Below are 25994 nucleotides of genomic sequence, written 5' to 3'. Positions count from 1 at the left end.
TGCCATCTGCAAAAAACAGGGAGTTTGTATGGTCTGCGCGCTGTATGCGGTTCTGGGTGCGTTACTGTTAATTAAGTTTTCGTTCGACGTCGTGCGCCTGCGGATGCTGTATCGCGTCTCCTACGGGGACGGCGGTTTTTCTGAGCTGCAAACGGCGATCCGCGTTCATGGTAATGCGGTGGAGTACATTCCCGTCGCACTTATTTTGATGTTGTTTATGGAGATGAACGGTGCCGAGACCTGGATGGTACATGTCTGTGGCCTGCTGCTGATCGCCGGTCGTCTGATGCACTATTATGGCTTTCACCATCGCCTGATCCGCTGGCGACGTTCCGGCATGAGCGCCACCTGGAGTTCGCTTGTGCTGATGGTGCTGGCTAACCTGTGGTATATGCCGTGGGAGTTGGTTTTCTCCCTGCATTAGCGCACAATACGCCACTTTATTTTTCCCGGATTTTTACGTTATGTCAGATCGCGACACGCTTTTTTCTGCGCCTATCGCCAGTCTGGGCGACTGGACCTTTGATGAACGGGTGGCTGAAGTCTTCCCGGATATGATCCAGCGCTCGGTACCCGGCTACTCCAATATCATCTCTATGATTGGCATGCTGGCGGAACGTTTTGTCCAGCCCGGCACGCAGGTTTACGATCTGGGATGTTCGCTGGGTGCAGCCACGCTGTCGGTTCGTCGTAACATTCGTCAGGACGGCTGCAAGATTATCGCTATCGATAATTCTCCGGCCATGGTCGAGCGCTGCCGCCGCCATATCGATGCCTGGAAAGCCCCTACCCCGGTAGAGGTGATCGAAGGCGATATCCGCCATGTCGAAATCAAAAACGCCTCGATGGTGGTGCTGAACTTTACCCTCCAGTTCCTCGAGCCCGACGATCGTCAACTGCTGCTGAACAACATTTATCAGGGGCTGAACCCCGGCGGCGCGCTGGTGCTGTCAGAGAAATTCAGCTTTGAAGATGCCGCCGTGGGCGAGCTGCTGTTCAACATGCACCACGATTTTAAACGAGCAAACGGCTACAGCGAGCTGGAGATCAGCCAGAAGCGCAGCATGCTGGAGAACGTCATGCTCACTGATTCGGTCGAAGCCCACAAAGCGCGCCTGCAGAAGGCCGGCTTCGAGCACAGCGAGCTGTGGTTCCAGTGCTTCAACTTTGGTTCCCTGGTGGCGCTGAAAGGCGGTACAGCATGATTGATTTCGGTAACTTTTATCAGCTGATTGCCAAAAACCATCTGTCGCACTGGCTGGAAACCCTGCCTGCGCAGATTGCCGTCTGGCAGCGCGAATCTCTGCACGGCCAGTTCAAGCAGTGGAGCAACGCGGTCGAATTTCTGCCGGAAATGACCCCGTATAAATTGGATCTGCTGCACAGCGTCACCGCCGAAAGTGAAGCGCCGCTGAGCGAAGGTCAGTTAATCCGTCTCGAAAAGCTGCTGCGTAATCTGATGCCATGGCGTAAAGGGCCATTCTCCCTGTACGGCATGGATATCGACACCGAATGGCATTCCGACTGGAAATGGGATCGCGTGCTGCCGCACCTGTCCGATTTAACCGGGCGCACCATTCTGGACGTCGGCTGCGGGAGCGGCTATCACCTGTGGCGCATGATCGGCGCCGGGGCGAATCTGGCGGTCGGCATCGACCCGATGCAACTGTTCCTCTGTCAGTTTGAAGCCGTACGTAAGCTGCTGGGCAACGATCAGCGCGCACACCTGCTGCCGCTGGGTATTGAGCAACTTCCGGCGCTGGCTGCGTTTGATACCGTATTCTCGATGGGCGTGCTCTATCACCGCCGCTCTCCGCTGGAGCACCTGTGGCAGCTGAAAGATCAGCTGGTCAGCGGGGGCGAACTGGTGCTGGAGACGCTGGTGATTGAAGGCGACGAAAATGCAGTGCTGGTGCCGGGCGATCGCTACGCCCAGATGCGCAACGTCTACTTTATCCCGTCGGCGCTGGCGCTGAAAAACTGGCTGGCGAAGTGCGGGTTTGTCGATATCCGTATTGCCGACGTCTGCGTCACCACCACCGAAGAGCAGCGCCGCACCGAGTGGATGACCACCGAGTCGCTGGCCGAATTCCTCGACCCGAAAGACCCGACGAAGACGATTGAAGGTTATCCGGCGCCGGTGCGCGCGGTATTGATTGCTACCAAGCCGTGATGCCGCCAAAAAAAGGATAAAAAAAGGCCCCTGTTGAAATTGCAGGGGCCTGGTACAAACAAGCATCATATTGGGCGACATGATGCGCGGTAAAAACGGATTTTAACGGCGATACCTTTCGATCATCGCTTTCATCACTGCAACCGACTCGCCATCAACGCTGTAGCGGGAATACTCATCCGCCTCACTCTCCGTCGACATCGACAAGCCTGCATTGCGATAGCGCATGGGTGATGGCAACCATCTGCCTGCCGAACTGTGAAGCTCGAATACCCCTGCCTGTAAAAACAATTCAAGGTTAGCGGCGCGAACGCCAGCACCTGCCATTATTATTGGAACACCTGATTGCGCTTTTAGTTCCTTAATTAATGAAATACCTTTTTCGGCGGACGATTGCTGACCGGATGTGAGCACCCGCGCGACCCCCAGTTCCGCCAGATTTTCAAACGCTTGTAGCGGATTGACGCACATATCAAAGGCGCGATGAAAAGTCACCGCCATCCCCTGCGCGGCAGCCATAATCTGGCGCATACGCGGCATATCGACATGACCGTCCTCATCCAGCAGACCGATCACCAGCCCCGGGAAGCCGAGATCGCGCACGACGGCAATATCCTCCAGCATGGCGTTAAACTCGCTCGCGCTATAGTAAAAGTCTCCGCCGCGCGGGCGAATAATCGGATGAACGGGGATAGTCACCGCCTGACGCACCGATTTCAACACGCCCCAGGAGGGGGTCAGCCCGCCCTCTTTTGGCGCCGCACAGAGTTCAACGCGATCGGCTCCCCGCTGCTGCGCAGTCAGCGCACACTCCATGCTGTAACAACAGATCTCCAGCAATGCCACAAAACCTCCTTATACCCACTCGATCGTTGCATCATGCCATGCCGCATCCGGCGCGACGCGGCGTTAGCTCACAAACTCTTGTGCTTTATTCTTCGCTGGCGACAATCTGTTCGATGGTCCACGGATGGAATTTGACCGTCACGCTGCCGTCCGTCACCGCCAGCGTCGGGTTCGGCAGACGCTCGCGCTCACCCTTTGGCGAACTGCTTTTGACGAAGATCCCCGGCTGGCTAAGTCCGTCGTCGGACAGCAGCGCCAACGCGCGGGCATTCAGGCTTTCCGGCTCACCGGGCAGAACGATTTCTATATGCTCCCAGCCTTCATGGGGATAGCGTTTTTCGCCCGGCCACGGCAGCTCAACCACATCGAAACGCCAGTGCGCCACGCAGACCGGTTCATGCAACTTAAACAGACAGATCGGACGGCCGTTGATGATGTTTTCGGAGAGCAGCTCGCCGCACTGCTCAAACCCACGCCGCCAGCGATCCGCAGTAGCATTCTGGTGGCAGCGCAGGGAAATGTGGTCTGCTGCGAGGGGAACGATATCCAGACCGAGGCGATCCGCCAGGGTGGTGAACGCCTCGGTGAAGCGCGGTAAATCGGCTGCAATGTCCTGCAGGTCGTCAATAGAGAGCCAGTTCGCCATCATCAATACTCTTGTCATGGTGCAAAAGCGTTAATTTACTCTGTTGGGGGCTGGCGACCAACCGCTGATTTGAGCCAGTGCTGACGGCAAGAGGCAATTGCAGTATACTCCCGGCCTAATTTCTTTAACTGGCGCGGCAGCATGACAGCGCGACAAAAATGTAAGGTATCCCGGTGAATATTCAGGCTCTTCTCTCAGAAAAAGTCAGTCAGGCTCTGATTGCTGCAGGTGCGCCTGCGGATTGCGAACCCCAGGTTCGTCAGTCAGCAAAAGTACAGTTTGGCGACTATCAGGCTAATGGCGTGATGGCAGTGGCGAAAAAACTGGGCATGGCGCCGCGACAACTCGCTGAGCAGGTTCTGACGCACCTGGATCTCAAGGGTATCGCCAGTAAAACCGAGATCGCCGGGCCGGGCTTTATCAACATTTTCCTCGAGCCGGCCTTCCTGGCGCGTCACGTTGACGCCGCGCTGCAGTCCGACCGTCTGGGCGTGACCCAGCCACAAGCACAAACCATCGTGGTCGACTACTCTGCGCCTAACGTCGCAAAAGAGATGCATGTGGGCCACCTGCGCTCCACCATCATCGGCGACGCCGCCGTGCGCACGCTCGAGTTCCTTGGCCACAAGGTGATCCGCGCGAACCACGTCGGCGACTGGGGCACCCAGTTCGGGATGCTGATTGCTTACCTGGAAAAACAGCAGCAGGAAAACGCCGGTGAAATGGCGCTGGCGGATCTCGAAGGTTTCTACCGCGAAGCGAAAAAACACTACGACGAAGACGAAGTCTTTGCCGAGCGCGCGCGCAGCTACGTGGTTAAGCTGCAGGGCGGTGACGAGTACTTCCGTCAGATGTGGCGCAAGCTGGTCGACATTACCATGTCCCAGAACCAGCTGACCTACGATCGTCTGAACGTCACCCTGACCCGTAAAGACGTGATGGGTGAAAGCCTGTACAACCCGATGCTGGCCGGTATCGTCGCCGATCTCAAAGCCAAAGGTCTGGCCGTTGAGAGCGAAGGTGCTACCGTCGTGTTCCTTGATGAGTACAAAAACAAGGAAGGCGAACCGATGGGCGTTATCATCCAGAAGAAGGATGGCGGCTATCTGTACACCACGACCGACATCGCCTGCGCTAAGTATCGCTTTGAGACGCTGCATGCGGATCGCGTGCTCTATTACATCGACTCCCGTCAGCACCAGCACCTGATGCAGGCGTGGACCATCGTGCGTAAAGCGGGTTACGTGCCGGATTCGGTCCCGCTGGAACACCACATGTTCGGCATGATGCTGGGTAAAGACGGCAAGCCGTTTAAAACCCGCGCAGGCGGCACCGTGAAGCTGGCGGATCTGCTGGACGAAGCGCTGGAGCGTGCCCGTCGTCTGGTGGCCGAGAAAAACCCGGACATGCCTGCCGACGAGCTGGAAAAACTGGCAACCGCAGTGGGTATCGGCGCGGTGAAATATGCGGATCTCTCCAAGAACCGTACCACCGACTACGTGTTCGACTGGGACAACATGCTGGCGTTTGAAGGCAACACTGCGCCGTATATGCAGTATGCCTACACCCGCGTGCTGTCTGTGTTCCGTAAAGCCGCGATCGACGAGAGCGTGCTGGCGAATGCAACGGTAGTGATTAGCGAAGATCGCGAAGCGCAGCTGGCAGCGCGTCTGCTGCAGTTCGAAGAGACCCTGGCCGTGGTCGCCCGCGACGGTACGCCACACGTGATGTGTGCTTACCTGTACGATCTGGCTGGCCTGTTCTCGGGCTTTTACGAGCACTGCCCGATTCTCTCCGCCGAGAGCGAGGCGGTTCGCAACAGCCGCCTGAAACTGGCGCAGCTGACCGCGAAAACCCTGAAGCTGGGTCTGGATACGCTGGGTATCAATACCGTAGAACGTATGTAAAAAGAAACCCGGCGCAAGCCGGGTTTCTTTTTTATCAGAAGTACTTTCGCAAATACTCCGTCAGACACAATATCGCCATCGCCTGCCCGTACGGCATCGAGGTCAGCGGGATCTGGCGATAGAACTCCAGATCGCTGCCCATCCCAGTACCGAACGAAGTTTGCAGCAGTTCCCCTTCCGGGGAGATGTTTTTCACAATCCCGCGAATGGCTTTCTCCGCCACCTCTGCATACTCCGGCCCCACGTAGCGCTTACGCACCGCTTTGAGGATCCCGTAGCTGAACCCAGCAGTCGCCGAGGCCTCCAGATACGAGTTCGGATCGTCGAGCAGCGTATGCCACAGGCCGCTCGCATCCTGGCACTTCGCCAGCGCCGCAATCTGCGCGTTCAGCACCTGCACCAGATAACGGCGCACGGCGTTGTTTTCCGGCAGATCCACAAGCTCGAGGAAGTCCGGGATCACGATGGTCAGCCAGCTGTTGCCGCGCGCCCAGCGGGCGTTGGCAAAATTATGCTGGCCGTCATAGTTCCAGCCGTGGAACCAGAGGCCAGTCTCCCGGTCCATCAGGTTTTGTACGTGCAGCAGGAACTGATAGACCGCCTCTTCCACATAATCCGGGCGATTGAGCAGCTTGCCAATCTTCGCCAGCGGCAGCACGGTCATCATCAGGGTGTCATCCCACATCTGCTGATGGTTCTCTTCCGCCAGCGTGATGTGCTGCATCCCGCCGTGATCGGTGCGCGGCATCTCGTTCATCGCCCACTCGGCCCAGCTCTCCAGCCACGGCAGCCAGGCCGGATTGCGCGTCTCTTCATAGCGATAGGCCAGCGTCAAAAACGGCGACATGGTGTTGACGTTCTTGGTGGTCGCCCCTTCGGCGAAGCGTTCGGTAAACCAGCCGTCGATAATATCGCGCATCGCCACATCGCCGGTCTGGCAGTAATACTGCCAGATACCGTAGAGACCCACGCCGTGCGTCCATTCCCAGCCCGCCCAGCCTTTGGTGTCGATCACGCGCCCGTCGTCCAGCCGCAGTAAAAACTCACCGGTTTTATCGTGAATGTTGACCAGGTTATGCGTCACTTTTTGAATCAGTGATTTCAGCTCATCCCTGGCGATAAAACGCTCAGGCTGACGCAGTAACGGGCTATGTTTGACAGGCCAAACCTTCATAATCTTAACCTCTGTTGTATGTCGAATTCAGTGAAGCACGTTCATTCAGGGACGGTGCCGCAGGTTTATTGCGGTTCAGGTAGCCGATGTTGTTATTGCCCCACAGGCACTCGTACGGCAGACCCGCCAGCATCTCCACGGTGGCGCGCGCCTGCGGCGTTGCGGTTTCCGGCATCGCGCGGCCAGACTCACGCATTTTGGCCGTCTCTTCACGCAGGGTACTGTGCGTTTGCAAATTCAGCTTGAAGCGCAATGACACCAGGAAGCCGCAGATCAGCACCAGCACGGTGCCCACGCTCAGGATCATCAGGATGGTATGGCTGACCTCTTCCGGCTGCACTTTCTGGCCGCTGACAAAGCCGGACAGCTGCATCACAATCCCCACCAGCATGATGGCACCTGCCTGAGAGGCTTTGCGGGTCAGGGTCATGATGCCGGCGAAGATGCCTTCGCGACGCTGACCGGTGATGACTTCATCCACATCCGCAATATAGGTATAAACGTTCCACGGCACGTAGTTGATACCGCCACGTCCCAGACCTGCGAGGGCAGACACCAGCAGCAGCAGAGAGTAAACATCGCTGAGCCCAGCGTAATAGAGCATCGCATACGAAATAGACGCCAGACCAAACAGCACCACTACCATGCGGTAGGAGGGTGCCGGCCCGAAGCGGATGCACAGCGGGATCATGGCGATCACGGCGATAAACTGGAAGATGGCCATCGTACCCAGCAGATTCGACGCCATCGACGCCTCCTGCATCAGCACGAACACCACATAGTAAGTAAACACGGCGTTGAACACGTCCTGGGCGATATAGCCGCCGAGGTACATCCCCAGATGCTGACGGAAAATCTTCACCCGCAGCGTGGAGCTCAGTTCAACAAACAGACGGTTGAGGCTCTGCCCCAGATTGAGTTTTTTCTTCTCTTCCTCGGCACGCAGCGCCGCTTCGGACCACTCTTCGCGCGGACGTTCCCAGGTAAAGAACCAGACGAAGGTCAGCATCATGGCGCACAGCACCGAGAAGACCAGGCTCGCATAGAAGAAGGAGACGGCGTTGTCTTTACCGAAGTGCGTTAACAGAATGCCCGGCAGGAACGAGGCCAGGATCGCCGACATCTGCGCCATGGAGATGCGCGCGCCGGAGAATTTGGTCTTCTGTTTGAAATCGTCGGTCATTTCCGGCACCAGCGTTTCGTACGGCACCAGAATCATGGTGTAGACGATATCAAACACCAGATAGGTGAGCAGGTAGTACCAGAATCCCATGTCCCCGACCCACATCAGCGAGTAGCTGAAGACGCATGGGATACCGAGCAGAATAAAGAATTTGCGGCGGCCAAAGCGTTTGCCCAACCAGGTGGTGCCGAAGTTATCGGTCAGGAACCCCATCAGCGGGCTGACAACGGCGTCTAATACCCTTGCCGCAGCAAAGATAAAGGTGGCTTCAATCGGCGTAAGGCCGCAGAAGGTGGTGTAGAAATATAACAGCCAGGCAGCGGTCAGTGCTGTCGTTCCCGCCCCGAGAAAATCGCCCGAACCATAGGCCAGATAATTCGCGAGTCCAATTTTACGTGTTTTCATTACCGTCGACCCTGTAAGTTTAAAAGACTCCCGGTGAGCACAGACGTGAACGGGAGTGACTACACGGTTACAGTAAGAGTATCGCTACGGGGATACCTTTCTGTTGCTGCCATCACCTGGCGGCAACTGGCAAAAATGCAAAGAGATTTACTACGCGTGTCACTGTTTTATAAAACAGCGTTTCTTTTGCATCAAAAGGAGGTGTCAGTTTTGCGAGCCAGCCGCCAGAATAACCTGACGGCTGGTGAAAAAGCGGGCAATTAGCGGTAGTTAACGATGACTTCGTTACGTTGGACCTGCAGCGCGGGGATCAGCCGACCGCCGCCGGGGACTTCCCAGATAAAGCGTAACGGCTCGACGGCGGGCACGTTTTCAAACGCCCGGGTGGTGCCGCTGGCACCGTCCAGCTCCGTGCAGCGCGACTGGGAGCATAACCGCACCCGCAGCCCGGCCGGGATCGGGCCATTAAGCGCATAGCGCCAGGCCACCAGCGTCATCAGACCTGACACCGGCTGCTGCGCCGAAAGCGGGCGCGACGACGCCGCCACGCCGCGATGGTTAAGGGTCAGGCCAATACTGCTGTCCTGCCATGCCCCCTCCCCTGCGGCCTGGGCCAACAGCGGTAGCGCCAACAGCCAGAGTAATTTACGCATCACTGACCTCCGATGGTGGCGGTCATGCGGATGTGACGATTATCCGACAGTTCCATATTAGAGAGCACCACCAGCTGGGTCAGACTGCGACGCAGGAAGCGGGAGAGCAGCGGACGCAGGGCATGGTTAACCAGCAGCACCGGCGGCGCGCCGAGCATCTCCTGGCGCTGCAAGGCCTCCTGAGTTTGCGCCAGCAGGCGGTCGGCCAGTCCCGGCTCCAGCCCGCCGCCGCCCTGCAGTGCCTGCAGCAGCAGACGCTCAAGCGGCGTATCCAGGCCAATTACCTGCACTTCGCCGGTGCCCGGGAACCACTGCTGAGTGATCGCCCGGCCCAGCGCCACGCGCACCACGGCGGTAAGCTCGTGCGGATCGCTTTGCAGCGGCGCATGCTCGGCCAGGGTTTCCAGAATGGTACGCATATCGCGGATCGGGACTTTCTCGTCGAGCAGATTTTGCAGCACCTTGTGCAGGGTGGTAAGCGTCACCACGCCCGGGACCAGATCTTCGGTCAGCTTCGGCATCTCCTGGGTCACACGATCCAGCAGCTGCTGCGCTTCCTGACGGCCAAACAGCTCGGCGGAGAACTGGCCAATCAGGTGGTTAAGGTGGGTCGCCACCACGGTACTGGCCTCTACCACGGTATAGCCCTGGATCTGCGCCTGCTCTTTCAGGGCGCTTTCAATCCAGATCGCCGCCAGGCCAAATGCCGGGTCGATGGTCTGTTCACCCGGCAGCGTACCCGCCGCCGTGCCCGGGTTTATCGCCAGCCAGCGCCCCGGGTAGGCGTCTCCGCTGCCGATCTCGACCCCTTTCATCAGAATACGGTAGCGCGCAGGCGGCAGATCCATGTTGTCGCGGATATGCACCACCGGCGGCAGGAAGCCCATGTCCTGAGCAAATTTCTTACGGATACTGCGGATACGCCCCAGCAGTTCCCCGTCCTGCTGGAAATCGACCATCGGGATCAGGCGATAGCCCACCTCCATTCCCAGCGAGTCTTCCAGCTGCACGTCGTTCCAGGTGGCTTCCACCGCCTGGGTATTTTCCGGCATTTTAATTGGCGCGGCTTCGGCCTGAGGCTTGGTTTCTCGTCCGCGCAGCCACCAGGCCAGTCCCAGCAGCATGCCGGTAAACAGCAGGAAGACAAAGTTTGGCATTCCCGGCACCAGCCCCAGCAGGCCGAGTACCGCCGCCGACAGCAGCATCACGTTCGGGTTGCTGAACAGCTGAGTGACCATCTGCTGGCCAACATCCTGATCGGTGGCAACGCGGGTCACGATTACGCCCGCCGCGGTGGAGATCACCAGCGCCGGGATCTGGGCGACCAGGCCGTCACCGATGGTCAGCAGGGTATAGGTTTCGGCCGCGTGGCCCATGTCCATGCCATGCTGCAATACGCCGACCAGCAGGCCGCCAATAACGTTGATCACCATGATCAGAATACCGGCGATGGCATCCCCGCGAACGAACTTACTCGCACCGTCCATCGACCCGTAGAAGTCCGCTTCCTGGGTTACATCAGAACGGCGTTTTTTGGCTTCATCTTCGCCAATCAGCCCGGCGTTAAGATCGGCGTCAATCGCCATCTGCTTGCCCGGCATCCCGTCGAGGACGAAACGCGCGCCAACTTCGGCGATACGCCCCGCACCCTTGGTGATAACCATAAAGTTGATGATGACCAGGATCACGAACACCACGATGCCGATAGCAAAGTTGCCGCCCACCAGGAAGTGGCCGAAGGCTTCAACCACCTTACCTGCCGCTGCGCCGCCGGTATGGCCGTCCATCAGAATAATACGCGTCGAGGCCACGTTCAGCGCCAGCCGCAACAGCGTGGTGAACAGCAGGATGGTCGGGAACGCGGCGAACTCCAGCGTGCGCTGAGTGAACATCGCCACCAGCAGCACCATAATGGAGAGCGCAATGTTGAAGGTGAAAAGCAGGTCAAGGATGAAGGCCGGGAGCGGCAACACCATCATCGACAGGATTAACAGGATGAGGATCGGCCCGGCAAGGATCTGCCATTGCGTCGATTTCAGGTTGCCAGGCAAGCGCAACATTGCCATCAGATTAGCCATCAGTGTCCTTCTCGTTCATAAAATCCAGCGCTGCAGGCACCGGGAGATTCTCAGGTTTGACAGGTCGTTGACCTCCCGCCAGACGCCAGCGTTTCAACTGCCATACCCACGCCAGTACTTCCGCCACGGCGGCATACAGCTGGCCCGGGATTTGTTGTCCAATTTCCGCATGCCGGTACAGGGCACGCGCCAGCGGCGGGGCCTCGAGCATCGGGATGCGGTTTTCATTACCTATTTCACGGATGCGCAGGGCGATAAGCCCCGCCCCTTTCGCCACCACTTTTGGCGCGCTCATTTTGTTTTCGTCGTACTGTAGCGCCACCGAGTAGTGGGTCGGGTTGGTGACGATCACGTCCGCTTTCGGCACATCTTCCATCATCCGGCGGCGCGCCGCCGCACGCTGCATCTGGCGGATACGCCCCTTCACGTGCGGGTCGCCCTCCATCTGCTTATATTCATCGCGGATGTCCTGCTGAGACATGCGCAGCTTTTTAATGTGGCTGTAGATCTGGAAGAAGACGTCGAACCCCACCATCGGGATAATGCTCAGCGCCACCAGCAGGGAACATAGCCCCACCAGGTTAAGCGCATTGCGCATTGCGCTCAGCGGTGATTCGCTGATTAAGCGCATCATCTCCGGCCAGTTATGCCACAGGAAAAACCCGGCCACGCTGCCCATCAGGGTGGCTTTCATCAACGCTTTCAGCAGTTCGGCCCCGGTCTGGGCTGAGAACATCTTCGCGATCCCGGAGAGCGGGTTGAGTTTGGAAAATTTAGGCTGCAGCGACTTGCCGCTAAACACCAGACCGCCCAGCATCACCGGCGATATCAGCGCCACCAGCACCACGCCGGTAATCAGCGGCAGCAGCGCCATCATCGCGCCTTTGATCAGCAGGATTATCTGGCTGAGGATCAAATTGGGGTCGTTCACCATGCTGTGGTCAAAGCGCAGCCCGGCCGAGAGCATACCTGCCAGTCTGTGGGCAAGGGACTCCCCGCCAAGCCAGATAATGCACACGCCGACTAACATAATCAGTAGCGAGGTGAGTTCTCTGGATCGGGGTATTTGCCCATCCTCACGCGCCTTTTCTAGTCGGTGGGGTGTGGGGGCTTCTGTTTTGTCGTCGCTGTCGTCTGCCACGGCAAGCATCCCGCAGGTATAGGTTTGGACGCTATGATGCCAAAGCAGGATGTGAACAATGGGCGAAATAGGGGCGTTAAAAGGGCTGATTTAGGCGATTCGGCAAAAGGGGGCGAGCGCAGAACGGTAAAACGCCACCTTCTCAGGTGGCGTTTCTCATCAGAAACCGAGGCTGTCCAGCAGGTCGTCCACCTGGTCCTGGCTTGCCACCACGCCGGCTTTGCTGGCGTCGAGCTGTGGGCCATTGAGCAGGCTTTCGTTTTCGCGCTGAGGGCGCGCCGACGGTTCCGGGATGTTCTCCAGCAGCACCATCAGCAGCTGACGCTCAATCTCCTGGATTACATCCATCATGCGCTTGATCACCTGACCGGTGAGGTCCTGGAAATCCTGCGCCATCATGATGTCCAGCAGCTGGGCGTTGGTGAAGCTGGTATGACCCGGTACGTCGCCAAGGTACTGGCGGGTATCGGTGACCAGCTCACGTGCGTCGGACAGTTCGATTGGGTTTTCGAACCATTCGTCCCAGCGTTTGGTCAGCGCTTTCGCGCCTTTTTCCATTTCGTCCTGATGCGGCTGCGAGGCTTCAACGCTGTTCAGCGCTCGCTCTGCCGCCTGGGCGGTCATCTGCACCACGTAATCGAGACGATCGCGGGCATCGGGAATCGCTTCCGCTGCTTCAGCAATCGCCTGATCCAGACCCAGCTCACGCAGGCTGTCGCGCAACATGCGCGTCAGGCTGCCGATCCGGGCAATTATATCGCCGGCTGAATGCTCATCCGTAGGTTTAATCGAAGGCTGCATCATCACCCGTACCTCACATGCCGAGTTTCTCGAAGATCTTCCCGAGCTTCTCTTCCAGTGTTGCTGCAGTGAATGGCTTCACCACATACCCGCTTGCGCCCGCCTGTGCCGCAGCAATAATGTTCTCTTTCTTCGCTTCTGCGGTCACCATCAGCACCGGCAGAGAGGACATCGCGCCATTGGCACGAATGGTTTTCAGCAGTTCCAGACCGTCCATGTTCGGCATGTTCCAGTCAGAAATCACAAAACCAAAACCGCCGCCGTTCAGTTTGTTCAGCGCATCGACACCGTCTTCCGCTTCTTCAACATTATTAAAACCCAGCTCTTTTAGCAGGTTGCGTACGATGCGACGCATGGTGGAAAAGTCATCCACAACCAAAAACTTGAGCTCTTTGTCCGCCATAAAACTACACTCCTCGTTAAATACGTATTGCCTGTCCGGCACTGATTTTTGCCAGCATCTGCTGACTAACCTGACTGAGATCGACCACTTCGCTCACGCCACCCGTATTGATGGCCTCGCGCGGCATGCCGAACACCACACAACTTGCTTCATTCTGCGCGATGGTCCAGGCGCCAGCCTGGTGCATCGCAAGCATTCCGGCGGCGCCGTCGTTGCCCATCCCCGTCAGGATCACCCCAACGGCGTTGCGCCCCGCGTATTTCGCCACCGAATGAAACAGCACATCCACCGACGGCCGGTGCCGGTTAACCGCCGGACCGTCATGAATTCGAATCTGATAGTTCGCCCCGCTGCGCGCCAGCTCCATATGCCTGTCGCCAGGGGCGATATAGGCATGCCCCGGCAGGACGCGCTCGCCGTCTTCCGCCTCTTTTACGCTGATCTGACACAGCTTGTTCAGACGATCGGCAAACGAGCGGGTAAAGCCCGGCGGCATATGCTGGGTAATCAGAATACCGGGGCTGGAGAGCGGCAATGGCTGGAGTACATGGCGAATTGCCTCTGTTCCCCCGGTTGACGCGCCAATCGCCAGCAGCTTTTCCGAGCTCAAAAGCGGGCCGGATTTCAGCAGTGCAGGTGCCGCCAGCGGCTTATGCACCGCAATCTGCGCCCGGGACGCCGTGCGAATTTTCTCGGCGATCATCTCGCTGTAAGCCAGCATCCCTTCGCGAATGCCCAGCTGCGGTTTGGTGACGAAATCCACCGCCCCCAGCTCCAGCGCCCGCAGGGTGATTTCCGACCCTTTGCCGGTCAGGGATGAGACCATCACTACCGGCATCGGACGCAGACGCATCAACTTCTCAAGAAAATCGATGCCGTCCATGCGCGGCATCTCGACATCCAGCGTTAGCACGTCGGGGTTAAATTTTTTAATCAAATCCCGGGCAACCAACGGATCGGGGGCGGTTGCCACCATCTCCATGTCACTGTGACTGTTGATAATCTCCGTCATGATCTGGCGCATCAGCGCCGAGTCATCGACTGCCAGGACCCTGATTTTACTCATGCTTTATCCTTACTCAGCGCATAGACCGTCTGGCCACGAAGGCTAAACTCGCGCGCGAGATTGCTGAAATTCTCCGAGTGTCCGGCAAACAGTAAACCGTCCGGTTTGAGCAGCGGCACAAAACGGCGAAGGATCTCCTGCTGCGTCGTTTTGTCGAAATAGATCATCACATTACGGCAGAAAATGGCGTCAAAGGGTCCCGCCACGTTGTACTGCTTCTCGAGCAGGTTCAGCGCCGAGAACTCGACTGCGTTCGTCAGTTCGCTGCGCACGCGTACCAGCCCGTCGTGCGGACCCGTGCCGCGCATGAAGTAGCGCTGCAGCTGCTGCGGCGACAGTGTTTTCAGCTCTTCCTGACGGTAGATGCCGTTCTGCGCTTTTTGCAGCACTTCGGTGTCGATATCGCTGGCAATCACCTTCCAGCGACCTGGCGCGGTACCTAACGTATCGGCAAGGGTGATGGCGAGGGAGTACGGCTCCTCACCGGTAGAGGCAGCGGCGCTCCAGACGCGATATTCCCCGCTACGCCGACGCGCATGCTCCGCCAGCACCGGGAAGTGATGCGCTTCGCGGAAAAAGGCGGTCAGGTTAGTGGTCAGCGAGTTGATAAACGCCTGCCATTCCGCGCTGTTCGGATTCGCTTCCAGCATCCCCAGATAGCGGCCAAAATCATCCAGCTCGAGGGTGCGTAAGCGCCGCACGAGACGGTTGTAGACCATGTCGCGCTTGTGATCGGCAAGTACGATCCCCGCGCGCTGGTAGATTAACTGACATATCCGACGGAAATGCGTATCGGACAGCGCGAGGCGCTGTGTCATCTGTAACAGTAATGACGATTGCCCTGAGGGCAGAGATGATGTCATAGCGCCTTCTTAATCACTTTCAGGAACCCACTGGAACGGTCTGCGACCGCCCGACTTCTGTTACGGTTTCAACACGCTCATTCACATTAAAAACAGACACCAGCGAGGTCAGATGATCTGCCTGACTGGCTAACTGGTCGGTGGCCGCCGCCGCCTCTTCCACAAGAGAGGCGTTCTGCTGTGTCACCTGATCCATCTGACTTACTGCCTGGGCAACCTGCTCGATACCGCGACGCTGCTCGTCGGACGCAGACGCGATTTCACCCATAATGTCGTTCACCCGGGTCACGGAACTGACGATTTCAGTCATGGTTTTTGCGGCGGTATCCACCAGCGCAGAACCCTGCTGTACGCGTGACACGGACTCTTCAATCAGCCCTTTGATCTCTTTTGCCGCATTGGCGCTGCGGCTTGCCAGGTTGCGTACTTCACCGGCCACCACTGCAAACCCGCGCCCCTGCTCACCCGCGCGCGCCGCTTCGACCGCGGCATTGAGCGCCAGAATGTTGGTCTGGAAGGCAATGCCGTCGATCACGCTGATGATGTCGCCAATCTTGTGAGAACTGGCGGCGATATCATTCATGGTACTGGCGACGCGAGTGGCTTGTTCACCGCCCTGCTTCGCCGTTTGCGCAGCACTTTTCGCCAGACCCGAAGCCTGACGGGCGTTGTCGGCGTTCTGCCCGACCGTGGCGGTTAATTGCTCCATGCTGGCAGCGGTTTGCGCCAGCGAGGCCGCCTGCTGTTCCGTACGCGACGAGAGATCGTTGTTACCTTCGGCAATCTCGGAGATCCCGGTGTGCATGGCATAGCTGCCGTGGCGCACCTGGGTCACCGTTTCGCGCAGCGAGCTTTGCATCGCTTTCAGGCTGGCGAAAATGGCCGAAATTTCATTTTTGCCGTACACCGCTACCGGGCGCGCGAGGTCGCCTTTGGCAATGCTGTCGAAATGGCTGCTGATGATCGCAAGCGGCTGGACAATCATTCTGCGCGACCAGAACAGCGCTGCGCTGGTCAGCAACGCGGCCAGCACCACCATGGTGGCGAAGATCACCCCCGACATGTGGTAACTGTTGCGGCTGCCCGCCCCGGCCTCTTCCACAAAGTGGTTGATTTCCTGCTGCCAGTTTTGCGCGCTGACGTCAAACGCCGCCTGCGATTCCTGCACTGGCGCGGTAAGGAAGTCCGACAGCTGGTTGTTCTCAAGCCAGGTCGCCTGATGATCTAAATCGCCGTGCCACTGGGTATAGCCCGCCTGCACGGTTTTTTTCAGCGCATCGCCTTTGGCACTGATCGCCCGATGTTCAATAAAGGTTTTGAACATGCCGTCAGCCTGCTTCAGGCTGTCGCGGGCGGTGGTCATCAGCGCTTTAATGTCATCTGGCGGATAGCTCAGGGCTGTTAAGGTCCCGGCCTTGTTCAGCGCGGTACTGGCCTGCAGCAGCACGCCACGGGTCTGGTCGAGCAGCGCCCGCTGCTGATTACCGACTTCCACTTCCTGTAAATTCTGATAGCCGTCGCGAAACGCCCAGAACGACAAGCCGTTACTGCCAACCTGCAATACCCCACACAGAATCAAAATCAAAAACAGTGTGGTCGAGATACGAATACGATTTAACATCCACGCTCCCATTCAGCGGCCAGCAGCCGCGGTTTAAAGTTCGATCAAAATGTTTCCCAGTTGTCATCCTGTCCGGTTGCCAGCGCACGCGGTTTGCCCGATGCAGCGGCAGGCGCCGTCATCGAAGGTCCGGCGTGGGTGGAAACCGTTCCTGCGGGCGTAGAGGTAAGACGAAATGCCGAAACAGCCATCTTCAACAGGCTCGCCTGTTCTTCCAGCGCAGCCGCCGCCGTGGCGGACTCCTGCACCAGCGCGGCGTTTTGCTGTGTAACACGATCCATCTCCGACACTGCCAGCGCCACCTGGTCAATACCGCGGCTCTGCTCGTCGGAGGCCGAGGCGATCTCGCCCATGATGTCCGTCACGCGGGTGACGGCGTTGACGATGTCATTCATGGTTTCACCCGCGCTTTCCACCAGCACCGAGCCGGTATCCACGCGTGAAACAGAGTCCTGAATCAGGGTTTTGATCTCTTTGGCGGCATTGGCGCTGCGGCTGGCGAGGTTGCGCACTTCTCCGGCGACCACCGCAAATCCGCGCCCCTGCTCACCGGCACGGGCGGCTTCAACCGCCGCGTTCAGCGCCAGAATGTTGGTCTGGAAGGCGATACCGTCAATCACGCTGATGATGTCGGCGATTTTCTTCGAGCTGTCGGCGATGTCGTGCATGGTTTTCACCACCCCGTCCACCACCTTGCCGCCGCGCTGGGCGGTTTCAGATGCGCTCTCTGCCAGCTGCGACGCCTGACGCGCGTTGTCGGCGTTCTGTTTAACGGTAGCGGTCAACTGCTCCATACTGGCCGCGGTCTCTTCCAGCGCCGACGCCTGCTGCTCGGTGCGGGACGAGAGGTCATTGTTGCCCATCGCAATCTCACTGGTGCCGGTGTAGATGGCATCCGATCCCTGACGCACGTTGGTGACTGTCTCGATCAGCGAGCGCTGCATGTGGTCCACGCTGCTGGCCAGTTCGGTGATCTCATTGCGACCGGAAATCGCCAGGGTATGCATCAGGTTGCCGCTGGCAATTTCGCGGATGTGGGTAATGACGCGGCCCAGCGGGTTAAGCAGGATATGGCGAATGCCGTACCAGACAGCGATCAGCACAATCGCCAGCGCCAGCGCGAGGATCGCCATCTGCCATTGCGCAAAGCGGTAGTCGTCCACGCTGGTGGTGAAGGCGGTGCGGTACTGCGCGTCGCTGGCTTTAGCGTACTCACCCAGCGCGGCGCCCAGGGCGTTTTGCATCCCCTGAGTCGGTTGGGCAAAGTAGGCGTCGGTATTGCCGCTCTCAAGGAACTGGATCAGCTCCGCCAGACCGGCCGCATAGCTATGATACTTTTCGTCGATGTTCTGGCTCGCCTGTTCCATCGACGGCAGCGGTGCAATCTGCTTGAAGGCCGCGAAGTGTTTCCCGGCTTCATCAAGGGTGGAGCGGGCATTTTTTAACAGCTCGGTTTTGGCGCTGCTCTGCTGGTTAGCGGCATCCATCATCATCCGCGCCGACGAGCGGCTGAGATTAATACGGGTTTGCAGCATCAAATCCCAGGTTGTGGTGAGTTCACTTTGCTGAAGGCGTAAATCGTTGGAGGCCGCGAAGCTGGCCTGATTGTGTTTAAGAGACGAGAAAAACAGGCTGCCGGAAATAAGCTGCAGAAGTGCGAAGACGACCAGCACTAACATCAGCATTGTGACAACGCGCATACGGTTCAACATACAACACCTTCTAACTGGATTTGTTCCCGGTGTTATCGGCACAACTGGCGAGAACTTTACGCAGGAGTTGGGGAAAGCGTGGTTCAGAAGGCGACGTCGACCACCAGAGTATCGCTGTAGTTGCCTGCGGGCGGCGTCGTTTGGGTGGTTAACACCCGGGCGGTGTAGTTATAGCTGCGCAGTAAACCGTCGGCGCTCACCTGGGATGAAACCCCGCTGGACCAGCGTTCGGTGCCGCTGCTGCCCCAGCGATTGCTGGTGGCTTCTTTATAAATTTCATAGCTCATGCGGTTATTGCCGCTCGCCATGCGCCGCACGTTATTGCTGGCGTTGGCACCGTTATTAATGCCGATGGTATAGACGCTGCCTTTGGTGCAGGTGACCGAGATGGCCTGCGACACCGTAGGGAAGTTCTGCACCAGCGGCGCACTGTTGAAATTGACATTCGGCGTGGTCATTGCGCTGCAGTCGTTGGTGACGGTCATATTCAGGACGATGCTGGTCGTGGCGGTTCCCACCTGCGGGGTGCTACACAAGCCAAGTATACCCACCGCGCAGACGTTGTAGTTGATGCTGAAATTAAGTGTCACCTGATAAGGCCCGGCGCTGACGTTCTGGCCGGGAACGGTGCGAAAATAGAGCGGAATATTGTACTGTTTGGCTCCGAGCAGGCTCAACAGCGTCGGGCCGCTCCAGGTGTAGGCTTTGCCAATCTGCACTTCGCTGCTGCTCCCGCAACCGGCCAGCCCGCACAGGCGGGTGGGGATCACGTCGGTTATCGCCGCATTATCGGTGCGCTTCAGGGTGGCGCGGCTGTTGGCATTGACGGTCGCGCCGATGTAATTGAGGGTAATGGAGTCGTTGGTCAGCAGGTTGAGCGTCGCGTCGCAGGTCACCACCAGCGTGCCGGTGGTCTGCACTTCCCCGCTACCGCTAAGGGCAAACGAGGTGACGTTGCCAAAGTTGGCATTGACGGTGCTGACGGTGCATGCCCCCCAGCTTGCCGTGGAAACCAGCATCAGGACCAGCATCAGCAGCAGGCGTCTCATGGTGACATCCGGCAGGTCAGCGGCCCGTAGGTTTGCAGCTTATGCCCCGGATTGGCGTCCAGCGTGAGGGTCACGTGACAGCGTTTGCCATCCGGCGTGCGCACCGTCAGGGCGTTAACGTCCGCGAGATCTTCCAGCCAGGCGATCCCGTCGTAGCCCACCACCGCCGGGAGCCTGCCCTGGCGCGTCACCTGGCTGCCGAGCGGAATGTCCAGCCCTTCGCCGTCGTGGAGGATCACGCTCGCCACCCGCTCCTGTTCCATCGGGAAGTCCACCAGATAGCCGCTGTTACGCCGCAGCGCCACGCGCCGCTCGGTCTCCTTCAGGCGGGTGTCGGCGGGAAGGTTGAGCGTGTTGATACTGTAGCTGGCCGGATAGTAGGCCGAGACGCCGCTGATCAGCAGATAGCCGTTGCGGTTGGTTTTGCCGACCGGCTGATTCTCGTAGCTGACCGGCACCTCCGGCTGGCCATCGGTACTGACCACCACAAAGGCGTCATTGATTTTGTTGGCGGCAAACAGCTCTCCGTCCATCAGCACCAGCGAGCCCATCGCCTCGCCCCACCAGGTCATCATGTTGCGCTCGCCGTAGCCGCCGCCCTGGATCTCGATATTGCTGTTGCGCCAGCCCAGCGAGCCCTGCTGATAGTTGCTGGAACGCGACTGGCGCGCAAGGGCCATGTTCCAGCTCAGGCCGCCGTCGGTGGGCATCGAGTGGTTATAGTTGAAGCGCTGGGTGCTACCGGCTGTCGGGGTGTTTTCCACGGTGATGGCGGCGCTGTCACGTTCGCCAAGCGGGATCTGCAGCGACATCGCTACCGTCCAGTCGCCCTTCTGCTGATCCCGGCTGGCGGCGAGATAAATACTGCTGCTGCCCCACAGATTGCGGCTCCAGGAGAGGTTCAGCAGCTCGGTCTTCTGGTTATCAAAACTCTGGACGCCGATCCAGGCCGCGCCGATATTGCCGTATTCGCCCATGTTGAAGGTCAGGGAATACTGGTCGGTATTGCGACTCAGGCTGGCGATGGGCTGGTCGTATTCATCATACAGCGTCGGCTGATCGTACAGCGCCAGATTGCCAAACCCGCGATCGCGGCGGCTGTGTTGGGTGGCAAGGCTGAAGGCGCTGGTGCTGTACTGATAGCCCCAGTTCAGCTGCACGCCCGTGTCGCCGCGCATCTGGCTCTGGGTCCAGGCGGTATTCACTACCCCTAACTGCCCCAGCTTGACCACCGTCCCGGCACCGCCGAGCGCCAGTTGTTCCGCCCCTTCCACGTGTCCTTCCAGCGTCAGCCAGTCGGTCAGGCCGTAACGATATGAGCCGCTGCCCGCCGCCGGGCCGTAATCAAAACTGTCGATACCGTAATTGCGCCGCAGGCTGCCGAGGGTAATCGCCCCGTCGCTGAGCCCTTGTTTGAGCAGCTCGCTGGTGACGTAGAACGGCAGCGTGGTGCTGATCTGGCGCCCCAGCGCATCGGTGGTAACCAGCACCGCATCCCCCGCCCCGTTGATATAGGGCAGATTGGTGAGGGTGAATGGCCCCGGCTGCAGATTGGTGGAGCCCGCGCGGTAGCCATTAACGAACAGATCCACGGCGGTAGGCACCGCCGCTTCGCCGGAAAATTCCGGCAGAGGCCAGGTCACCAGGTCCGGGCGCAGGGAGAAATCGCGGCCATAGCTTATCCCGCCCATGCGCACGCTGCTGCTCCAGCTCAGGGCATCGCTGATCACATCCCCGGCGGTCCAGGTGGTGGCGTCCTCTTCGTTGGTAACCATCAGGGTGGTGTCGTAGCGCACGTACCCTTCCTGTTGCCCGCTGCCGCCAGTGAAGTTTTGCCGCACGTAACCGGTGGAGGATAACGATCCCCGTTCGTCAAAATAGCGAAACTCGTGCCACAGGGAGGCCTGGCCACCGCTGTGTTCGGTGTGGTTGGTGTAGAAGTCGTAGTTGAGGAGCGCCCCTTTGCCAAAGTACGGGGTGCTTTGCGCCATCTGGCCGCTGAATGACGTGGCGCGCGTGCCGACCCACTCCCGCGGGACGCTGAGCAGCAGGCGTTGCCCGCTGCTGTCATACTCGGTGCGCACCTCTTTCAGGCGGGAAACATTCACCTCCCCAGGGGCAACTTGGTCGGCGGGCAGCCCGGCGCGCAGCAGATCGGCGCTGCCTAGCCAGTAATCGCCGCTGCGCCGGGTGACAGGTACCACCAGCCCGGTGTCGTAGTGGTTGACGACCAGCGCCAACTGAAACACCGCCTCGTCGTTGACCGACTGCGGTGCAGGCGGGGGCGGCAACATATCGTCACCGGATTCGGCCCAGCTTGCTGTACTGACACAGAGCAGGATACCCATCAACGGCTTCAGTTGACGGGCGCCGACTGCCATTGCGTATCCCTGGCATTAATTTGCGCACGCATCTGACCCGGCTGCCCGACGCCTGACGGCAGCGGCCAGCTGCGCGCGCTGCCTGGCAGGACATACCCCAGCAGGCCGTCCGCCAGGGTGCGACTCTGCCCACCCTGCTGCAGCGTGACCTGGCTGAGCCGGACATGCACATCGCCCTGATTACGCACCTGTAGCGCAGGTTGCCCGTTCTCACGCACCACTCGCCAGCTGAGGTCGCGCGGCTCCACCAACGCGTGATGCGCGCCCTCTTTAATGGTCTCTATCCCCTGCCCGTAAACGAATAGCGGAATGGAGTAGCGCATCTGCAGCTTTAACCCCATCTGCGGGGTCTCTTTATCCTGCGGCTGAGGGATTTCATCCACGATGATGCGGTAGGCTTGCTCCACCCCCACCGGGACATTCCCCTGTTTGATCAGGCGAATGAGCTGCTTGCTGCCCTTGTCGATGGTGACAATCGGCGGACTGGCGACCACCTCCTGCTGCGCCGTGTAGCGCTCAAGGCCATTTTCCTGCCGCCAGCGTACAATGCGTACCTGCATGGTGGTGGCGCTGTTGCCCTGATTCTGCACCCACAGTTCGGTCGCTTTGGTATCGGCTGACAGCCAGGGATCAATCGGCCACAGCAGAATCGTTGCCGCACCCTGGACCTGCCCTACCATACTGCCCAGCGCCAGCATCAGGCCGGGCAGGCAACGCCGCGAGAATACCTTCATCATCCCTCTCCCTTTTTCACCACGTTAAGGTCACGGTGAGTTGATCTGCATAATTTCCGGCCGGACTGAACCCGGTCAGAAGCGCCACGCCAAACAGCGGCAGCGCAATGTTATTGCTGTTGGTGTAGGCCACGGACACCGACTGGTTGACACCGATTTCACTGTTGGCCGCCAGTGAACTGCTGCTGTACAGGCGATACGCTACCTGACTGGTGCCTCCCGCCCGCTGCATATTGCGCACCGAGGTATAGTGCTGGCCGCCGTCGATGCTCATGCTCAGCGCCACTCCTGGCGTACAGGCGATCGACAGCGATCCGTTCGGCACAAAGCTGGTGTTCACCGCACCGCTTTCCACCCCGGTGTGGGTGCCAAAATTGAGCGTACCCAGCAGGCCGCCGCTGCCCGCCACCACCGAGCAGCCGGGGGTGATGGTGGCATTGACCTGAAAAGACTGGGTGGTCACTGCCCCGGCGTGACTCGCCGCCATCAGCAGGCTGAGGATAAAAAAAGCGCGCAGTTTGCCCTCTCCCTGGTGTTGGAGCGATGGCGTATTGCCAATCATCGGGAACTGGCGCTAATAGGTGACGCTGACGTTGATGGTATCGGTGTAGGTGCCTGGCACCACGGTGACGCTATTGCCGCCGCCGGTTATCCGCCCATACAGCGTGTAGCTGTCGACGCCGCCCGCGGTGGAGGCCACCGGCAGCGGTGCGTTGTTGGCAATGATGTTGTTAAATCCGCCGTCGCTGAACAGGCTGTAGGCCACACCCTGGCTGGCGTCGGAGGTATTCACCAGATAGCGCGTCGGCGTACCTGGCGTTCCCACGACCGTGCCTGGCGCGGTGGCGTTGGTGTTGCCGGTGATCGCCACCGAATAGCTGGCGGTGGTGCACTGGATGGTAAAGGTGTTGCCGCCGCTGGCACCGGTTAACTGGGTGGTCAGGGTCGAGAACGTGGCGGGATGGGTGCCAAAATCGAGAGTACCGAAGTTGATCCCGTTCTGGGTTGGCGAGCCGTTAATCAGACAGCCGTTGGTCAACGTCAGGGTCGCGCCAATGGTGCCGCTGCTGGTTACCGCCTGGGTTGGACCGGACGCAATGATGGCGAGCATCCCGCCGGTAAATAGCAGCAGATGTGTTTTATTCATTTCCCACCCTCCAGAAAAAATCGCATCGGGTTATCACCGTTTTCTGATGACGCTCAATCTGTTAGCACCCATTACGTTTCTGTCGGGTGGTTAATGTGAAATTTAGTTTATGGATCCCGACTCAACCACTTTTCACCCGGGACCTCATACCTTTGCCGTATTGACGTAAATTTACTAATTAAAACAATTAGATAAAAAATGTCATGTCCTAATTAACAAACAAAGCGGGAAAATAGATTGGTAGAAACGTGATAAGCATCACAATATATCCACGCCAACTTAGCAACAAAATTAATAATTATTAAAAAAATATTGAAATGACAATCAATTTACTTCAGTTTAGGTAATGGATTTATTGATGTGCTGAATAATAAAACCTATATAAATCAGCAAATTGAATAATACATACATTTAACGAGGATTTTTTGGTGGCAAGTGCAAACAAACTCACGATCTTTATCGTGATTTTTATGCTGGCGGGCATTCTGTCCGGCGCGGTTATTCATCAATATGCGTCAGCCGACGCGATAGCAACCTGGTCAGACAACATCACGTTATTTACCGATATGTTCCTGCGGCTCATTAAAATGGTGATAGCGCCGCTGGTCTTTAGCACCCTGACGGTGGGGATCATGCGCCTCGGCGAAACCGCCACCATTGGCCGCGTAGGCGGTAAAGCAATGGTCTGGTTTATCAGCTCATCGGTACTCTCTATTCTGGTCGGCCTGTTTATCGTCAGCCTGTTGCACCCCGGCAGCGGCCTGAATCTGGCCGTACCAACCGGTTCGGTCGAGACTGGGCTAGCGACCGGCGGTATGACCCTGAAAGGTTTCCTGTCCCACACCATCCCGACCAGCATTGCCGGGGCGATGGCGAACAACGAGATCCTGCAGATTGTCGTGTTCTCGATGTTCTTTGGCATTGGTGGCGCATCGCTGGGCGAGAAATTTAACGCCCCGCTGGTGGCAGCGCTGGACGTCGTGTCCCACATCATGCTGAAGGTGACGGGCTACGTGATGTACGTTGCCCCGCTGGCAATCTTCGCTGCAATCTCCTCGGTGATTGCCACCCAGGGGCTGGGCATTTTACTGAACTACGCCTCTTTTATCGGTGGCTACTATCTGGCAATCGTCCTCACCTGTCTGGTACTGCTGGCGGTGGGTTATATGGTGCTGAAAAAAGAGATCTTCCGGCTGGTCAGTATGCTGAAAGATCCGGTGCTGGTGGCGTTCACCACCAGCAGCTCGGAAGCGGCCTACCCGAAAACTCTGGAGCAGCTCACCCGCTTTGGCTGTTCACGCAACATCGTGTCGTTCGTTCTGCCGATTGGGTATTCGTTTAACCTGGTGGGGTCAATGGTGTATTGCTCGTTTGCGTCGATGTTTATCGCCCAGGCGTACAATATCCAGCTGAGTTTTTCCGAGATTGTGGTGTTGATGTTGACCCTCATGCTGGCCTCAAAAGGCATCGCAGGGGTACCACGTTCTGCGCTGGTGGTGCTGGCAGCAACCATTCCGAGCTTCCATATTCCGGTGGCGGGTATTTTGCTGCTGATGGGGATTGATCACTTCCTGGATATGGGACGTTCGGCGATTAACGTGCTGGGGAATGGCGTGGCGACGGCGATGCTGGCGCAGAATGAGGGGTTGCTGGAGGAGGAGCCTGAGCTGGTGGAGCAGGAGGCGTAAGGGTTTCTCTAAAATATGACAAACGGCAACTTGTGGTTGCCGTTTTGCTTTTGGCTGGTGCGGCCTGATCCCCTCACCCCGGCTCTCTCCCGGAGGGAGAGGGAGCACACACTAAAAACGGCAACCTGAGGTTGTAATGCCGATCAGTTAAGGATCGGTTGATCGATCCAGTGGCTGTGTAAGAATCCGGAAATGTTCACTCGTTTCCGGATTTTTTTATGCACATTGGACAGGCTCTTGATCTGGTATCCCGTTACGATTCCCTGCGTAACCCTCTGACTTCTCTGGGCGATTATCTGGACCCGGAACTGATTTCCCGCTGT

The 25994-nt window shown here is 58.3% G+C and carries 24 protein-coding genes; 6 read left to right on the top strand and 18 right to left on the bottom strand.

Annotated features, from left to right (window positions below):
- Window positions 1–28: 28 nt before the first annotated feature.
- From M8014_RS19135 to cmoB, 3 genes are read left to right on the top strand one after another with little or no spacing between them, the layout of a single operon-like run.
- The gene (locus tag M8014_RS19135; protein WP_271283964.1) at window positions 29–424 is read left to right on the top strand and encodes an MAPEG family protein; all 396 of its coding nucleotides are present in this window, start codon (window positions 29–31) and stop codon (window positions 422–424) included.
- A 40-nt stretch (window positions 425–464) separates the two neighbouring features.
- The gene (gene cmoA / locus M8014_RS19130) at window positions 465–1205 is read left to right on the top strand and encodes a carboxy-S-adenosyl-L-methionine synthase CmoA (protein ID WP_271283963.1); all 741 of its coding nucleotides are present in this window, start codon (window positions 465–467) and stop codon (window positions 1203–1205) included.
- Complete coding sequence (gene cmoB / locus M8014_RS19125; protein WP_271283962.1) at window positions 1202–2173, top strand: tRNA 5-methoxyuridine(34)/uridine 5-oxyacetic acid(34) synthase CmoB; 972 nt, start codon at window positions 1202–1204, stop codon at window positions 2171–2173. The genes cmoA and cmoB overlap by 4 nt, the downstream gene beginning before the upstream one ends.
- 102 nt (window positions 2174–2275) lie before the next feature.
- On the opposite strand, the gene cutC is transcribed toward cmoB, so the two are convergent.
- Both cutC and M8014_RS19115 read right to left on the bottom strand, forming a co-directional pair.
- Window positions 2276–3019, bottom strand: a complete 744-nt coding sequence (gene cutC, locus M8014_RS19120) for a copper homeostasis protein CutC (protein WP_271283961.1) — start codon at window positions 3017–3019, stop codon at window positions 2276–2278.
- A gap of 85 nt (window positions 3020–3104) precedes the next feature.
- The gene (locus tag M8014_RS19115; protein WP_271284285.1) at window positions 3105–3665 is read right to left on the bottom strand and encodes a VOC family protein; all 561 of its coding nucleotides are present in this window, start codon (window positions 3663–3665) and stop codon (window positions 3105–3107) included.
- A 173-nt stretch (window positions 3666–3838) separates the two neighbouring features.
- On the opposite strand from M8014_RS19115, the gene argS reads away from it, so the two are divergent.
- On the top strand, window positions 3839–5572 hold the full coding sequence (argS, locus tag M8014_RS19110) for an arginine--tRNA ligase (protein ID WP_271283960.1): 1734 nt from the start codon (window positions 3839–3841) through the stop codon (window positions 5570–5572).
- Window positions 5573–5606: 34 nt separating this feature from the next.
- Here the strand turns inward: argS and bglB are convergent, their stop codons facing one another.
- From bglB to M8014_RS19030, 16 genes are all read right to left on the bottom strand, one after another.
- Entirely contained in the window at window positions 5607–6746 is a 1140-nt protein-coding gene (gene bglB / locus M8014_RS19105; RefSeq protein ID WP_271283959.1) for a beta-galactosidase BglB, read from the bottom strand.
- 4 nt (window positions 6747–6750) lie between these two features.
- Window positions 6751–8334 (bottom strand): MFS transporter, encoded by a 1584-nt coding sequence (locus M8014_RS19100; RefSeq protein ID WP_271283958.1) that lies wholly within the window; start codon window positions 8332–8334, stop codon window positions 6751–6753.
- Between the two features lie 260 nt (window positions 8335–8594).
- Window positions 8595–8987 (bottom strand): flagellar protein FlhE, encoded by a 393-nt coding sequence (gene flhE, locus M8014_RS19095; protein WP_271283957.1) that lies wholly within the window; start codon window positions 8985–8987, stop codon window positions 8595–8597.
- A complete protein-coding gene (gene flhA / locus M8014_RS19090) occupies window positions 8987–11065 on the bottom strand; it encodes a flagellar biosynthesis protein FlhA (protein WP_271283956.1) in 2079 nt (692 codons plus the stop codon). Before flhA ends, flhE begins: the two co-directional genes overlap by 1 nt.
- On the bottom strand, window positions 11058–12206 hold the full coding sequence (gene flhB, locus M8014_RS19085) for a flagellar biosynthesis protein FlhB (RefSeq protein WP_271283955.1): 1149 nt from the start codon (window positions 12204–12206) through the stop codon (window positions 11058–11060). The genes flhA and flhB overlap by 8 nt, the downstream gene beginning before the upstream one ends.
- Before the next feature lie 159 nt (window positions 12207–12365).
- Window positions 12366–13010 carry a protein phosphatase CheZ gene (cheZ, locus tag M8014_RS19080; RefSeq protein WP_271283954.1) on the bottom strand — a complete coding sequence of 215 codons (645 nt, stop codon included), beginning with the start codon at window positions 13008–13010 and terminating at the stop codon, window positions 12366–12368.
- Window positions 13011–13020: 10 nt separating this feature from the next.
- Window positions 13021–13410 carry a chemotaxis response regulator CheY gene (cheY, locus tag M8014_RS19075; RefSeq protein ID WP_271268555.1) on the bottom strand — a complete coding sequence of 130 codons (390 nt, stop codon included), beginning with the start codon at window positions 13408–13410 and terminating at the stop codon, window positions 13021–13023.
- A gap of 16 nt (window positions 13411–13426) precedes the next feature.
- On the bottom strand, window positions 13427–14476 hold the full coding sequence (locus M8014_RS19070) for a protein-glutamate methylesterase/protein-glutamine glutaminase (RefSeq protein ID WP_271283953.1): 1050 nt from the start codon (window positions 14474–14476) through the stop codon (window positions 13427–13429).
- Complete coding sequence (gene cheR, locus M8014_RS19065; RefSeq protein WP_271283952.1) at window positions 14473–15339, bottom strand: protein-glutamate O-methyltransferase CheR; 867 nt, start codon at window positions 15337–15339, stop codon at window positions 14473–14475. Before cheR ends, M8014_RS19070 begins: the two co-directional genes overlap by 4 nt.
- 19 nt (window positions 15340–15358) lie before the next feature.
- Window positions 15359–16960, bottom strand: coding sequence for a methyl-accepting chemotaxis protein IV (tap, locus tag M8014_RS19060; protein WP_271283951.1), 1602 nt, complete (start codon window positions 16958–16960; stop codon window positions 15359–15361).
- A gap of 44 nt (window positions 16961–17004) precedes the next feature.
- Window positions 17005–18672: a methyl-accepting chemotaxis protein II gene (gene tar, locus M8014_RS19055; RefSeq protein ID WP_271283950.1), complete on the bottom strand. Its 1668-nt coding sequence runs from the start codon at window positions 18670–18672 to the stop codon at window positions 17005–17007.
- An 83-nt stretch (window positions 18673–18755) separates the two neighbouring features.
- Window positions 18756–19721 (bottom strand): Csu type fimbrial protein, encoded by a 966-nt coding sequence (locus M8014_RS19050; protein ID WP_271283949.1) that lies wholly within the window; start codon window positions 19719–19721, stop codon window positions 18756–18758.
- Complete coding sequence (locus M8014_RS19045; protein ID WP_271283948.1) at window positions 19718–22102, bottom strand: fimbria/pilus outer membrane usher protein; 2385 nt, start codon at window positions 22100–22102, stop codon at window positions 19718–19720. The genes M8014_RS19050 and M8014_RS19045 overlap by 4 nt, the downstream gene beginning before the upstream one ends.
- A complete protein-coding gene (locus tag M8014_RS19040) occupies window positions 22078–22836 on the bottom strand; it encodes a fimbrial biogenesis chaperone (protein ID WP_271284284.1) in 759 nt (252 codons plus the stop codon). The genes M8014_RS19045 and M8014_RS19040 overlap by 25 nt, the downstream gene beginning before the upstream one ends.
- Before the next feature lie 16 nt (window positions 22837–22852).
- Window positions 22853–23323 (bottom strand): Csu type fimbrial protein, encoded by a 471-nt coding sequence (locus M8014_RS19035; RefSeq protein WP_271284283.1) that lies wholly within the window; start codon window positions 23321–23323, stop codon window positions 22853–22855.
- An 87-nt stretch (window positions 23324–23410) separates the two neighbouring features.
- The gene (locus M8014_RS19030; RefSeq protein ID WP_418939623.1) at window positions 23411–23947 is read right to left on the bottom strand and encodes a Csu type fimbrial protein; all 537 of its coding nucleotides are present in this window, start codon (window positions 23945–23947) and stop codon (window positions 23411–23413) included.
- Window positions 23948–24411: 464 nt separating this feature from the next.
- On the opposite strand from M8014_RS19030, the gene M8014_RS19025 reads away from it, so the two are divergent.
- Together M8014_RS19025 and M8014_RS19020 are read left to right on the top strand one after the other, a co-directional pair.
- Window positions 24412–25671, top strand: a complete 1260-nt coding sequence (locus tag M8014_RS19025) for a dicarboxylate/amino acid:cation symporter (RefSeq protein ID WP_271283946.1) — start codon at window positions 24412–24414, stop codon at window positions 25669–25671.
- Window positions 25672–25889: 218 nt separating this feature from the next.
- Window positions 25890–25994 (top strand): hypothetical protein (locus M8014_RS19020; RefSeq protein WP_227895050.1); only part of this gene is annotated, 105 nt, incomplete at its 3' end.

The sequence above is a fragment of the Silvania hatchlandensis genome (genome assembly GCF_025564065.1).
Classification (GTDB): Bacteria; Pseudomonadota; Gammaproteobacteria; order Enterobacterales; family Enterobacteriaceae; genus Enterobacter; species Enterobacter hatchlandensis.
This window is presented reverse-complemented; position numbering and strand designations above follow the sequence as displayed.

Bases quoted from the DNA above. Each gene is read 5' to 3' on its own strand.
- M8014_RS19135 (WP_271283964.1), top strand. From the start codon at position 29: ATGGTCTGCGCGCTGTATGCGGTTCTGGGTGCGTTACTGTTAATTAAG.
- cmoA (WP_271283963.1), top strand. From the start codon at position 465: ATGTCAGATCGCGACACGCTTTTTTCTGCGCCTATCGCCAGTCTGGGC.
- cmoB (WP_271283962.1), top strand. From the start codon at position 1,202: ATGATTGATTTCGGTAACTTTTATCAGCTGATTGCCAAAAACCATCTG.
- M8014_RS19115 (WP_271284285.1), bottom strand. From the start codon at position 3,665: ATGGCGAACTGGCTCTCTATTGACGACCTGCAGGACATTGCAGCCGAT.
- bglB (WP_271283959.1), bottom strand. From the start codon at position 6,746: ATGAAGGTTTGGCCTGTCAAACATAGCCCGTTACTGCGTCAGCCTGAG.
- M8014_RS19100 (WP_271283958.1), bottom strand. From the start codon at position 8,334: ATGAAAACACGTAAAATTGGACTCGCGAATTATCTGGCCTATGGTTCG.
- flhE (WP_271283957.1), bottom strand. From the start codon at position 8,987: ATGCGTAAATTACTCTGGCTGTTGGCGCTACCGCTGTTGGCCCAGGCC.
- flhA (WP_271283956.1), bottom strand. From the start codon at position 11,065: ATGGCTAATCTGATGGCAATGTTGCGCTTGCCTGGCAACCTGAAATCG.
- cheZ (WP_271283954.1), bottom strand. From the start codon at position 13,010: ATGATGCAGCCTTCGATTAAACCTACGGATGAGCATTCAGCCGGCGAT.
- cheY (WP_271268555.1), bottom strand. From the start codon at position 13,410: ATGGCGGACAAAGAGCTCAAGTTTTTGGTTGTGGATGACTTTTCCACC.
- M8014_RS19070 (WP_271283953.1), bottom strand. From the start codon at position 14,476: ATGAGTAAAATCAGGGTCCTGGCAGTCGATGACTCGGCGCTGATGCGC.
- cheR (WP_271283952.1), bottom strand. From the start codon at position 15,339: ATGACATCATCTCTGCCCTCAGGGCAATCGTCATTACTGTTACAGATG.
- tap (WP_271283951.1), bottom strand. From the start codon at position 16,960: ATGTTAAATCGTATTCGTATCTCGACCACACTGTTTTTGATTTTGATT.
- tar (WP_271283950.1), bottom strand. From the start codon at position 18,672: ATGTTGAACCGTATGCGCGTTGTCACAATGCTGATGTTAGTGCTGGTC.
- M8014_RS19050 (WP_271283949.1), bottom strand. From the start codon at position 19,721: ATGAGACGCCTGCTGCTGATGCTGGTCCTGATGCTGGTTTCCACGGCA.
- M8014_RS19045 (WP_271283948.1), bottom strand. From the start codon at position 22,102: ATGGCAGTCGGCGCCCGTCAACTGAAGCCGTTGATGGGTATCCTGCTC.
- M8014_RS19040 (WP_271284284.1), bottom strand. From the start codon at position 22,836: ATGAAGGTATTCTCGCGGCGTTGCCTGCCCGGCCTGATGCTGGCGCTG.
- M8014_RS19035 (WP_271284283.1), bottom strand. From the start codon at position 23,323: ATGGCGGCGAGTCACGCCGGGGCAGTGACCACCCAGTCTTTTCAGGTC.
- M8014_RS19030 (WP_418939623.1), bottom strand. From the start codon at position 23,947: ATGCTCGCCATCATTGCGTCCGGTCCAACCCAGGCGGTAACCAGCAGC.